The sequence below is a fragment of the Chryseobacterium sp. MYb7 genome, assembly GCF_002979455.1.
GTDB lineage: Bacteria > Bacteroidota > Bacteroidia > Flavobacteriales > Weeksellaceae > Chryseobacterium.
Map to the genome: position 1 here is coordinate 244,712 of NZ_PCOU01000002.1, position 12,735 is coordinate 257,446.

Below are 12,735 nucleotides of genomic sequence, written 5' to 3' on the forward strand. Positions count from 1 at the left end.
AAATCATGAAAAAAATATTTTTAACAATCTCTTTGGTTTCACTAATGGTAAGTTGTAATAACGATTTTGTGGATATTAAAGACGAAGGACGAACTGATGCTGCTGCTTTTTTTACAACGCAGGAAGATGCAATGCAGGCAACAAGCGCCATATATAGCTTTTTAAGAAGCTGGGAAAACTCAGGTTTTCCTGCACAATATGTATTTGGGGTTCCTGGTGATGATGTAGAAAAGGGATCTAATCCTGGGGATGCCTCTTTTATTAATGCGTATGACAATTTTACCTATACAGTAAGTGATGAAGGAGTAAGAGGATATTGGATCGGACAATGGCAGGCTGTAAACAGAGCCAATCAGGTGATTACCAATGTTCCGAAAATAAATATGGATGCTACGCTTAAAAATAGATTGGTAGCTGAAGCCAGAATGCTAAGAGCTTACTTCTATTTCAATCTGGTAAGAATCTATGGAGGAGTTCCCATCTTTGATGGATTACCTGCAGATGGCAACTATCTGAAACCTAGAAATTCTACAGCAGAAGTTTATAACTTTATCGTTTCGGATCTTATTGCTGCTTCTGAAGTACTGCCTCAGACTTATTCTGCAGCAGACCGTGGAAGAGTAACAAAAGGAGGAGCTTTAGGATTGCTTTCAAAAGTATATCTTTATATGAAAGATTACCAAAAAGCTTATGATACTTCTAACCAGGTTATTGGTATGGGATATTCATTAGATCCGGATTTTAACCATTTGTTCAGACCAGCTGGAGAATTTGGGTCAGAATCTGTTTTTGAAGTGAACTGTGACTGCTCTGCAGCATTTGGAGGAAGTCAGTATGCAGAAGTTCAAGGGGTAAGAAATCAGTTTGGATGGGGATTCTTTACACCTACTCAGGCATTAGAAAATGCATTTGAGCCAGGAGATATCAGAAAAGAATTAAGCATTCTTAGAGAAGGAGAAACAACACTTGAAGGAGATTTGATCAAAAAAGGTGATCCTCAGGCAGGTAATATGTGGAACCAAAAAGTATATGTGCCAACATCTTTAAATAATAATGCATGTGGCTATGGTTCTATCCAGAATATAAGAATCTTAAGATTTGCTGATATTCTTTTAATCAATGCAGAAGCGGCGAATGAATTAGGAAATACAGCTGCTGCCATTACGGGTATTAACAAAGTAAGAAACAGAGCTCAGCTTGGAAATACTACAGCTTCCAGTCAGGGTGCTCTCAGAACTGCAATCTGGCAGGAGAGAAGGGTAGAGCTGGCTATGGAAATGGATAGATTCCCGGATTTAGTAAGAACAGGTCAGGCTGCTACTTATTTAGGTCCTAAAGGATTTAAAACAGGGAAGAATGAACTTTTCCCAATTCCTTTGGATGCTATGAACCAGAGTAACGGACTTTTCGTTCAGAACCCTGGCTATTAAAATAAATCATAAACATTAGAGGAGAATGAAAGTTCTCCTCTTCTTTTAGAAACCTACTAACAAGAGATCTCATGAAAAGGAACATATTATCAATCGCTGTCACCTCTTTATTCTTTGTATATTCCTGTAAAAATACTCCTGTAGCCCAACAGGAAGCCGGAAAAGTTGAAGCGGTAAAAAGTAATATTACAGATGAACAGCTGATGGACAAAGTACAGAAAGATGCCCTTAAATACTTTTGGGATTATGCTGAGCCTAACTCAATGCTGGGAAGAGAACGTTATCATGAAGACAATGTCTATCCGGATAATGACAAGCATGTAATCACTACAGGAGGTTCAGGATTCGGATTGGCAACTATTCTCGTAGGGGTAGAAAGAGGATTTGTTCCAAGAAAAGAAGCTGTAAAAAGGCTTACTCATATCATGGATTTTCTTGCAAAGGCAGACCGCCACAAAGGAGCATGGTCACATTGGATCAATGGAGAAACCGGAAAAGCCGTTCCTTTTGGTAAAAAAGATAATGGCGGGGATCTTGTGGAAACCGCTTTCCTTACTTCAGGAATTCTGATGGTTCGTGAATACTTCAAAAACGGAACTACGGAAGAAAAAGCCCTCGCAGCAAAATGTGATGAGCTATGGAAAGGAATTCAGTGGAACTGGTACACCAAAGGAGGGCAAAAAGTCCTTTACTGGCACTGGTCACCAGAATATCAATGGGAAATGAACTTTCCTCTGGAGGGCTATAACGAATGTCTGATTACCTATATTCTGGCAGCATCTTCACCTACCTATTCCATTGATGCCGAAACCTATTACAAAGGCTGGACGAGAAACGGAACCTACCTTACAGACAAAACAAAATATGGGTTACCCCTGTATGTAAAACACAATTATGCCGAAGAATATGGAGGACCGCTTTTCTGGGCACAATATTCATATATCGGGCTTGATCCTACAGGACTATCCGATAAACTTGTGAAAAACTTCTTTGATATCAATAAAAACCAAACCCTCATCGATTACAAATACTGTGTTGAAAATCCAAAACAATGGAAAGGATATGGACCTAACTATTGGGGACTGACAGCCGGTTATACCAGAAATGAGGATGGAAGTGCAGGATATACCGCTCATATGCCGAGCAATGATAACGGAGTCATAACGCCTACAGCAGCATTGAGCAGCTTTCCCTATACTCCAAAAGAATCAATGGCTTTCCTGAGATTTATTTATACTCAAAAACCGGAATTTATAGGATCAGCTGGTCCTTATGATGCCACTTCAATCAACTATAACAACTGGTTTACTCCAAGATACCTAGCCATTGATCAGGGAACTATTGCTCCAATGATTGAAAACTACAGATCCGGATTTCTTTGGAAACTATTTATGAATGCGCCTGAAATTCAGCAGGGATTGAAAAAGCTAAGCTTTCAGTCAACAAAATATGGAATAAAATAATTCAATAGGAATGGGCTTTAGCCAAAACCAATTAACAATATGAAAATAAAATTAAAACATATTCTCCTTTTACTACTGCCGTTTTCATTACAAATGAATGCTCAGGAAATAAAAGCAGAACTGAATAAAGAAATTAAAAGACAGGAAAAAATGTCTTATATTCTGGACTATCCCCAGAATGCAAAAGGAAATGTTCCTTTGATCGTTTTTCTTCATGGTTCGGGAGAGCGCGGAACCAATCTTGATCTGGTAAAGGCACACAGCCCTTTTACCTATAAAAACCTGATCAAAGAACCCGTGGCTATTCTCGCTCCACAATGTCCGGAAGGAGCATGGTGGGATACCGTTACTATATATAATCTGATCCAGGAAATTCAGAAAAAATATAAAATTGATGCTTCCCGTATTTATCTTACAGGACTTTCTATGGGAGGATGGGGAACTTTGAAACTGGCGATGGAGCATCCGGAAATGTTTGCCGCTGTAGCTTCAGTTTGTGCACCTACAGATCAGGTCATGACAGCGAATATTGAGCAATTTAAAGATTTGAACATGAAAATATTTCATGGCGGAATGGATGATATTGTACTTCCTGCCAATGCTTTGAATTTTTACCAAAAGCTGCACCCTGTGAATCCGAACGCAGAATTGGTGATTTTCCCGAATGATAATCATAATTCATGGGATTCTGCCTACTCAAATCCGAAGTTCTATGAATGGATGTTATCTAAGAAGAAAGGGAAATAATGGAATTAATTTTTATTGGATTAGATGAATCTGATGATAATAGTCTATTGGATGAAAATAGGTTTTTTGAAAAATGTACGACGGAAAACCTACTATTTGAAAACAAAGTAATAAATGATCAGAATTTTTTTAATTTATTAAATTTTATTTTTCAAACAGAGGTTAAAATAGAACACATTAAAGAATTCGGAATTAGAAAATTAATTAATTTATCCCAATACAAAGGGAAACATCTTCATCCGAATGATCTTGAAAAAAAATATCTTGAATGGTTGGACATTTCCCAAAACGATAATAGCATGAATGAGTATGGGAGTTTAATTTGTGTTTTGGGATATTTGGAATCAAATAAAAATAAGAACGAATTGTACTTGATTGTAGAATAGTTTAAATATTAAAACTAAAAAATATAAAAACAATAATTTAAGAAGATAGATTTATGAAAAAGTTAATTGTAATCGCCACTTTAGCATTGGCTCCTGTATTTTCTGCACAGGAAATGGTAGATAAGCCCGTTCAGTCTTATCAGACGGCTCAGTATCAGGCTAAAAAGAAAGCTTTTGTAGACAATCTTTTATCTAAAATGACATTGGATGAAAAGATTGGTCAGCTGAATTTACCCAGTTCCGGTGATTTTACTACAGGTCTGGCTAAAAGTTCAGACATCGGTAAAAAAGTGGAACAAGGTTTAGTAGGTGGACTATTCAATATAAAAGGTGCTGAGAAAATCAGAGCCGTTCAAAAAGTAGCAGTAGAAAACAGCCGTCTGAAAATTCCTTTGATTTTCGGGATGGATGTTATCCATGGTTATGAAACAACATTTCCTATTCCATTAGGTTTAGCCGCTTCATGGGACATGAATCTGGTTCAGCAGTCAGCAAGAGTGGCTGCCAAAGAAGCGTCTTCTGATGGGATCAACTGGACGTTCTCTCCAATGGTGGATATTTCCCGCGAACCAAGATGGGGGAGAGTTTCCGAAGGTTCCGGTGAAGATCCTTATTTAGGAAGTGAAATTGCAAAAAATATGGTCTATGGGTATCAAGGGAAAGATTTATCCGTTGGAAATACCATTCTGGCTTGTGTGAAGCACTTTGCACTATACGGAGCCGGTGAAGCCGGAAGAGATTACAATACTGTTGATATGAGCCATGTGAGAATGTTCAACGAATATTTTCCACCTTACAAAGCGGCTGTTGATGCGGGGGTAGCTTCCGTGATGGCTTCTTTCAACGAAGTGGACGGAGTTCCGGCAACAGGAAACAGATGGCTTCAAACCGAAGTTTTAAGAAACAAATGGAACTTTAAAGGGTTCGTTGTAACAGATTATACCGGAATTAACGAAATGGTTGATCATGGTATGGGAGATCTTCAGCAGGTTTCTGCATTAGCTTTGAAAGCAGGTGTGGATATGGATATGGTAGGTGAAGGTTTTTTAACCACATTAAAAGAATCTTTATCTGAAGGAAAAGTAACACAGGCTGAAATAGATCTGGCAGCTAAAAGAATCCTTGAAGCAAAATATGATTTAGGATTATTTACAGATCCATACAAATACGGAGATGTAAAACTGGCTGCAAAAGAAGTTTTCAGCATGGAAAATCGAAATATTGCTAGAAGTGCTGCTGCTCAGTCGATGGTTTTGATGAAAAATGAAAACCAGGTTCTTCCTTTGAAAAAATCAGGAACTGTTGCGGTAATCGGACCATTGGTGAATAATTCATTAAACATGGCCGGAACCTGGAGTGTTGCTGCAAAACATGATAAAGCAGTAAACCTGATGCAGGGGCTTCAGGCTAACTATGGCAAAGAAGTAAAGTTCCTTTCTGCTAAAGGTGCCAATATTGATTATGATGCTAAATTAGAAGACATTTATGCTGCTCATGGCAAAAAAACTGATAGAGATAACCGTTTTAAAGACGAATTGTTAAAAGAAGCTGTAGATGTTGCCAATAAAGCAGATGTTATTGTTCTGGCAATCGGAGAATCTGCAGAAATGAGCGGAGAATCATCTTCAAGAACTGAAATTACCATTCCTCAGTCTCAGGTTGATCTTTTAAATGAATTAAAGAAAACCGGAAAACCTATTGCTGTGGTTCTTTTCACAGGCCGTCCATTGGCTTTAACGAATGTAAAAGATACTCCGGATGCTATTCTTAATGCGTGGTTTGCAGGTTCAGAAGCTGGAAATGCCATTGCAGATGTTCTTTTCGGAAAAGTGAACCCATCAGGAAAACTTCCGATGACTTTCCCAAGAAGTCTTGGACAGGTTCCAATTTACTATAATGCTAAAAATACTGGCCGCCCATTAAGTCAGGAATTAACAGATAAATGTGAGTATCAAAGATTCCGTTCCAATTATATGGATGAGTGTAATACGCCATTGTATCCGTTTGGGTTTGGTTTAAGCTATACAAAATTTGGGTACTCTGATGTTGCAGTATCTAATGCCAATCCAAAAGGAAATCAGACGGTTCAAGCATCTGTTACAGTGACCAACAATGGTAATTATGATGGGGCAGAAGTGGTTCAGCTATATATCAGAGACATGGTAGGAAGCATTACAAGACCGGTAAAAGAACTAAAAGGTTTCCAGAAAGTATTTTTGAAAAAAGGAGAATCTAAAAAAGTTACTTTTGATATTACCCCTGAAACGCTTAAATTCTACAACGGAGATTTGAAATACGACTGGGAATCAGGTGAGTTTGATGTTATGATTGGTACAAGTTCTGCTGATGTAAAGCATTCAAAGATCAATTGGACTAAGTAATAAAAAAGAAATTTATTCACAGAAATGTGTGTTATGGTTTATTTGGCATGATTTTTAATAATAACTCGGTAACTATTATTATATAAAAAAATCAATATGAAAAAAACAATTTTCCTTAGCGCAATGTTCCTGGGTTCATTAGTATTTGCACAACAAACACCTATTAAAGGTGGAGACAGAGATGCACATGGATGTATCGGTTCAGCAGGATATACCTATTCTCAAATTAAAAAGGATTGTGTAAGAACTTTTGAACAAAAAATTAAGTTAACAGAAGTAGCTCCGAAAGAAAGCTATACTTCAATAGCTGCAGTAATCTTCAGCAAAGACATGAAAAAAGCTGAGGTTTTCGTTAAAGATGCCGAGTCAGGAAGTATCATCCTAACCAGAGCCGGAGGTAAAGCCAAAGCCTGGAAAAAAGATGGCTATGTATTGGTTCCTTTCAAGAAAAACGGATACCAGCTTAAAAAAGATAATATTGTAATCTATCAATAGGATCAAATTTTAAAGATGAAAAGCCACTCGAAAGAGTGGTTTTTTGTAACTTAGAGAGAAATTAATTGATGTCACATTTTTGTGATATCTTTAACCAGTCAGAAAACAAAAATTTAACCTATGAAAAAAACTATTTTATTCAGTGCAATGCTCCTTGGTACATGTATTTTTGCTCAAAAATCTCCTGTTTTAGGAGGTGATAGAGATGTACATGGTTGTATTGGCTCAGCAGGGTATACCTATTCTCAGATTAAAAATAACTGTATAAGAACTTTTGATCAGAAAATAAAACTTAAAGAAGTCAGTACAGATAAAAGTTATATTTCAGGCACCGCAGTGATTTTCAATAAAAGCATGACAAAAGCTGAAATATTTATTCCGGATGGAGCGGCAAAAAGTATCATTCTGGACAAACAGGGAAAAGAAAAAGTCTGGAAAAGCGGAACTCATGTTAAAGATACTTATATTTTAACTCCGTACAAAAAAAGTTATCAGATCAAAAAAAATGATGAAGTCATTTATCAATAAGATCAGATTCTCAAAAATAGGAAGCCACTCGGAAGAGTGGCTTTTTTATTATATTAGAAATTTCAAATAGACCTGATAATATTGATTGAATATGCAAATATTAATAATCATTCCCCCAAAAATAATAACCTGGAAAATAAAATTTTATATTTTTGAACTTTTTTAATTCAATTAAACTAATGATCAGATAAACTATGTTATCACTCAATATTCATCTTATTCTAAAACTTGTGGGGAGATTTTTGTTTCATACATTAATCATTTTTCAGTATAAATATTTTATATTTTTTAATAATATATTATAATGTTTTTAAACTGGACAGATTTATAAACATGTATAAAGTTAAAAATAGTGTTGCTGCGATGGAAAATATGATGATCATTGTATATTTTATTCCTGTTTTACTTTCTTACATGTACTATGCTATTTTTATTTATTGTAAAGAGAACTTATTTTTTAAAATTAGTTTTTTTATTTTGGCATTTGCATTATCTCAACAGCCTTACTCTTACTGGATAAAAGATGTATTAGGTAAATAATTAATCAATGAAAACAGGATTGAAAATAGTACAGTTTATTTGTATTGTCAGTACTTTATTTTTCGGGTTGTATTTATTAACGGCACTTAGCAGCAGCCACAACATCCCCTTTCAGACTTATTTAGCAATAGGGATTTCAATAATGTTGTCCATCGGTCTTTATTTTTTTATTGGATTTATTAGAAGAAGAAAGGGTCTTTAATTAATATTAAAAAAATCCTAAAAAGTATCTTGCATGTAAGGTTTTTAGAGATATAATATAGTTTTTGTTTGTAATGTGGACAAAATATAAAATACACATATGGAAAGTATTTTTGAATTGGATAAATCCAGTAAAAAAGCACTGATTATTTTGGGTTTAATATTCGGATCAATTGTGTTTCTTGTAATTTTTTATTTGAGTTATAATTCTAATAATCTGACAAAGCAGCAGATATTAGAAATTAATAGACATGAAAAAGTTATTGATATTTATAGGGATAAGAATGAACATAATTTCTTATTTGTAAAATATTCTAATGGATCAGTAGAGTTGTTAGATTATCCATACAAAATTGGCGATTCTATTTCAAAAAATAGAGGTGATTCAATAGAATATATTTTTAGAAATGATAGTGTTTTAAAAAATAATTTAATTCAGCAAATTAGAAAATACAATTTAAACAATTAAACGAGAAGTAATCCTTGCACCTGCAGATGGAGTATCTGGAATGGGATCAGACTAATATGAAATTAAAAAGAAGAAATATAATTATTATAATTATTTGTATAAGTGTATTATTTGTGATTTTCTGGAATGTTAATAAGCACAATAAATTTTATACTTCGGGGCTAAATGGTATAATTAAAGATATAAAATCCAATAGAAAGTTTGAAAACTCTAAGGTTGCAAAATTTGTTGGAGATTCTGATTTTAATTACGCTTTTTGGATTTATGCTCCTGATGAGAGTGATTTAAAGATAGGAGATTCAATTTATAAGGCAAAAGACTCTGAAAACTATCAAATCTATAGGATTGATAGTTCAGGAGATTATAGTTTTTATAAAACGTTAAAAAATAGGCCATAATAAAGGTTGCTATTCTAAAATGTTAATTTTTATTAGTTAGAGTTTATATAATATCTCAATTTAAGTTATGAAAAAGAATAATTATTATCGCTTTATTCCTCTCTTACTGGGATTAATTGCATTTACATATTTTTATGTTTACAGGGTGGTATTCCTAAATAGTTATTTTTTCTATACAAATAATGTGCAAGCAAAAATTATCAAAGTTTATAAGTATGAGAATAAATCATTACAGTTTTATTATAGCAATGATTATTGCATAACAACGACTGACTCTAAAAATGATACATTGCAGATTCTATTTCTAAAAAAGCAAACACCGAAGAATTTAGCATTTTTAGAAAGGGCGGTTTAGGAAAATATAAATTTTACAAAAGTTATTAATAAGACAATTGTAATAGGAGTCCATTCAAAATTTTAGCGGATGATTCCCGTCTTGAACTTTTGTATACTTTTGCTTCAAGGCAAAAGTATAAATACTATTAGTAGATGGATGTTTGGGTGTAAATTGTATAAAATGAGTAGTTTATATTTTTATATCCGAAAAATATGTATATTGGATCTACCAAATTAAAGCGTAATCCGAAAAGCATATAGAGTAGGAAAAAACAAAAAATAGTACTATGAAAAATCTAAGAAAACTTTCAAAAAGAGAATTGAAAACCGTTCAGGGAGGAATCCCAATGTGTCTGCCTGGATACTTCTGGTGTTCATTTGTGAAAAAATGTATTCCTGTAGGTTCATCATGCGGACTTATTGATTAATCTGATTCATGAAAATAATGTAAAGCGGGCTGTCTCATAAATGAGATAGCCTGTTTTATGTATTGTTTATCAATCGACTTAGGAATCAGGAGCGTTAAGAAAATTTAAATGGAATCCGTTAAAAAATTTCCACTGTTTGAGCATGGACGAAATTTAGACCCGAAGGAGAACCATATGATCCAAGCGAGTTTGGAAATTTTAAGACTCCATTTAAATTTTTAGTGGATGATTCCCGTCTTGAACTTTTGTATACTTTTGCTTCAAGGTAAAAGTATAAATAAAAATCATCAAAATATAGTTGAAAATCATGGAAACAGGATTTTCCTCTCTCACTGAAAAATCGTATTTTTGTACATCTAAAAAGTAAAAGAACGAATGAATTCCTACAAAAATCCATTGGAAGAACGCTACTCCAGTGAAGAAATGTTATTTAACTTCTCACACAATAATAAATTCCAGAATTGGAGAAAGCTTTGGATAGCTCTTGCTGAAATTGAAAAAGACCTTGGTCTTGATATCACAGACGAGCAGATTGCAGAATTGAAAGCAAATGCTGAAAATATCGATTACGTAAAAGCGGCAGAGTATGAGAAAAAATTCCGTCATGATGTAATGGCTCACGTTCACGCATATGGTGATGTGGCGCCTTCAGCAAAAGGAATTATCCACTTGGGAGCAACTTCAGCTTTTGTAGGAGACAACACAGACTTAATTCAAATCCGTGACGGACTTTTAATCTTAAAGAAAAAGTTGGTGAACGTGATGAAAAATCTTTCGGATTTTGCGATTCAGTATAAAGACCTTCCCACTTTAGGATTCACTCACTTCCAGCCGGCTCAGTTGACGACAGTTGGAAAAAGAGCTACACTTTGGTTACAGAGTTTGGTTCTTGACATCGAAGAATTGGATTTCTTCCTTGAAACACTTCGTTTCAGAGGCGTAAAAGGAACTACAGGAACTGCTGCAAGCTTCCTTGAACTTTTCAACGGTGACTATTCTAAAGTAAAACACTTAGATAAAGAACTTTCAAAAAGATTCGGTTTCGAAAAAGTTTTCGGAGTTTCCGGACAAACTTATGATAGAAAAATTGATGCTAAAGTAGTTGCTTTACTAGGAAATATTGCACAATCTGCGCACAAATTCACAAACGATTTACGTTTACTTCAAAACCTTAAGGAAATTGAAGAACCATTCGAGAAAAACCAGATCGGTTCATCGGCAATGGCATACAAGCGTAACCCAATGAGAAGCGAAAGAATTGGAGCGTTGGCAAAATACGTAATGTCTTTGACAACAAGTTCTGCAATGGTAGCTTCTACACAATGGTTTGAAAGAACATTAGATGACTCTGCAAACAAGAGATTAACCATTCCACAGGCATTTTTAGCGGTTGATGCTATTCTATTAATCTGGAACAACATTATGAACGGAATTGTTGTATATCCAAACAGAATCAACAAACATATTATGGAAGAACTTCCTTTCATGGCGACAGAATATATCATCATGGAAGAAGTAAAAGCTGGTGGTGACCGTCAGGAAATCCACGAGGTGATCAGAGTTCATTCTATGGAAGCTTCCAAAAAAGTGAAAGAAGAAGGAAAAGAAAATGACCTTATCGAAAGAATCTTAAACGATGATTCTTTAAAACTAGACAAATCAAAACTGAAAGAAGTTTTAGATCCTAAAAACTTTATTGGTTTCGCGCCGATCCAGACGGAGGAATTCATCAAAAATGAAGTGCAGCCGATTATAGACCAAAACAAAGACTTAATAGGATTGGAAGCTGATCTTAAAGTATAAAACAATATGCAGTCTTTTGGGCTGCATATTTTATTTCCCACTCCATTGCTATGAAAAAACTACTGGTAACCATTTTATTGATTCCAATTATTTCTTTTTCTCAGAGTAAAGAGGATTTACATTATTTTAAATCCAAAGATTCTTTAGTTGGAGTAAAAGATAAAGCCGGAAAAATAATTGTTCCTGCACAGTTCAAAATCTTTTCATTCCTAAAAGATGGAGATCCTGTAGAAGGAGAAACCATTCTTTTTGATGGCAGTAAAGAAGGTGAGAAATCAGAGAAAAATGCATGGGGATATGTGTATGACAAAAATGGAAAATTTCTGTACCAGCCTTTCCTTTATGATAATGGAGCAGATTACTTCTCCGAAGGCTTGAGAAGATTGGTTAAGAAGGGTAAAGTAGGATTTGCAGACCGTAACGGCAAAATTATTATTGAAGCTGAGCATGATTTTGCCTCACCTTTTAATTATGGTTACGCAGTATTTTGTGACGGATGCGATTGGGAAAAAACAAATGACGAACACAGATCCATTGTAGGAGGAAAATGGGGTGTTATGAATATTAAAGGACAAACTGTTCAGCCATTGGCGAAATCAACAGAGAAGGATGTTGAAATAGAGGGGAAATATTATCCTAATCCATTTCAATACAATGAAAAAGAGAAAAATATCCTTCACTTCTTTGAAAAACAGAAGAAAAAGCTTGCAGATCTTTATTATGTAAACTTTTACAATAAATTATCTGAGAAAGAAAAGAATCTGTTTTTTGAAATTGTAGAAAGGCCAAAAGAAAACTTTCCTTATTATCAGGTGAATACTTATAATGACAGGAAGAAAGAATTGGATATGCTTTATCGTTTCAAATTCCTGGTCTCAGAAGATGGTAAAACATTTTATGCCATTGAGGATTTTAATGAAAAGAATGTTCCTTTTGAAAACTGGCTGAAAGAAGAAATAAAAAATGCAGAAGACTTTCAGAAAGAGCATAAGGAAAATCCCAATAAATTTATAAACAAATAAAATAAATTTGGAAATTACATAGGTCAAATTTGAAAAAAATACGACTTATTCCTTTAAATTTGTACGGAATAATGGTTAGAGAGAAATCTTCTCCAAAATTTCCCATAC

At 34.4% G+C, this 12,735-nt stretch carries 12 protein-coding genes; all 12 read left to right on the forward strand.

Going from position 1 to position 12,735, the window contains the following annotated elements:
- Positions 1 to 5 precede the first annotated feature (5 nt).
- The 12 genes from CQ046_RS03060 to CQ046_RS03120 all read left to right on the forward strand — a co-directional run bounded on the left by CQ046_RS03060 (position 6) and on the right by CQ046_RS03120 (position 12,627).
- Positions 6 to 1,430, forward strand: coding sequence for a RagB/SusD family nutrient uptake outer membrane protein (locus CQ046_RS03060; RefSeq protein ID WP_105700848.1), 1,425 nt, complete (start codon positions 6 to 8; stop codon positions 1,428 to 1,430).
- Positions 1,431 to 1,501: 71 nt separating this feature from the next.
- Positions 1,502 to 2,893: a glucoamylase family protein gene (locus tag CQ046_RS03065; RefSeq protein WP_105700849.1), complete on the forward strand. Its 1,392-nt coding sequence runs from the start codon at positions 1,502 to 1,504 to the stop codon at positions 2,891 to 2,893.
- 39 nt (positions 2,894 to 2,932) lie between these two features.
- Positions 2,933 to 3,640 (forward strand): prolyl oligopeptidase family serine peptidase, encoded by a 708-nt coding sequence (locus tag CQ046_RS03070; protein WP_105700850.1) that lies wholly within the window; start codon positions 2,933 to 2,935, stop codon positions 3,638 to 3,640.
- Positions 3,640 to 4,026: a hypothetical protein gene (locus CQ046_RS03075; RefSeq protein ID WP_105700851.1), complete on the forward strand. Its 387-nt coding sequence runs from the start codon at positions 3,640 to 3,642 to the stop codon at positions 4,024 to 4,026. Before CQ046_RS03070 ends, CQ046_RS03075 begins: the two co-directional genes overlap by 1 nt.
- Before the next feature lie 53 nt (positions 4,027 to 4,079).
- Positions 4,080 to 6,407, forward strand: coding sequence for a beta-glucosidase BglX (gene bglX / locus CQ046_RS03080; RefSeq protein WP_105700852.1), 2,328 nt, complete (start codon positions 4,080 to 4,082; stop codon positions 6,405 to 6,407).
- A gap of 96 nt (positions 6,408 to 6,503) precedes the next feature.
- Positions 6,504 to 6,902 carry a hypothetical protein gene (locus CQ046_RS03085; RefSeq protein WP_105700853.1) on the forward strand — a complete coding sequence of 133 codons (399 nt, stop codon included), beginning with the start codon at positions 6,504 to 6,506 and terminating at the stop codon, positions 6,900 to 6,902.
- Positions 6,903 to 7,022: 120 nt separating this feature from the next.
- Entirely contained in the window at positions 7,023 to 7,430 is a 408-nt protein-coding gene (locus CQ046_RS03090; protein ID WP_105700854.1) for a hypothetical protein, read from the forward strand.
- A gap of 841 nt (positions 7,431 to 8,271) precedes the next feature.
- Positions 8,272 to 8,640 (forward strand): hypothetical protein, encoded by a 369-nt coding sequence (locus CQ046_RS03100; protein WP_105700856.1) that lies wholly within the window; start codon positions 8,272 to 8,274, stop codon positions 8,638 to 8,640.
- Positions 8,641 to 8,696: 56 nt separating this feature from the next.
- Complete coding sequence (locus CQ046_RS03105) at positions 8,697 to 9,038, forward strand: hypothetical protein (protein WP_123906565.1); 342 nt, start codon at positions 8,697 to 8,699, stop codon at positions 9,036 to 9,038.
- Between the two features lie 623 nt (positions 9,039 to 9,661).
- Complete coding sequence (locus CQ046_RS23495) at positions 9,662 to 9,802, forward strand: bacteriocin-like protein (RefSeq protein WP_156118435.1); 141 nt, start codon at positions 9,662 to 9,664, stop codon at positions 9,800 to 9,802.
- 375 nt (positions 9,803 to 10,177) lie between these two features.
- On the forward strand, positions 10,178 to 11,605 hold the full coding sequence (gene purB / locus CQ046_RS03115; protein WP_076597264.1) for an adenylosuccinate lyase: 1,428 nt from the start codon (positions 10,178 to 10,180) through the stop codon (positions 11,603 to 11,605).
- A gap of 50 nt (positions 11,606 to 11,655) precedes the next feature.
- Entirely contained in the window at positions 11,656 to 12,627 is a 972-nt protein-coding gene (locus CQ046_RS03120) for a WG repeat-containing protein (protein ID WP_105700859.1), read from the forward strand.
- The last annotated feature ends 108 nt before the right edge of the window (positions 12,628 to 12,735 follow it).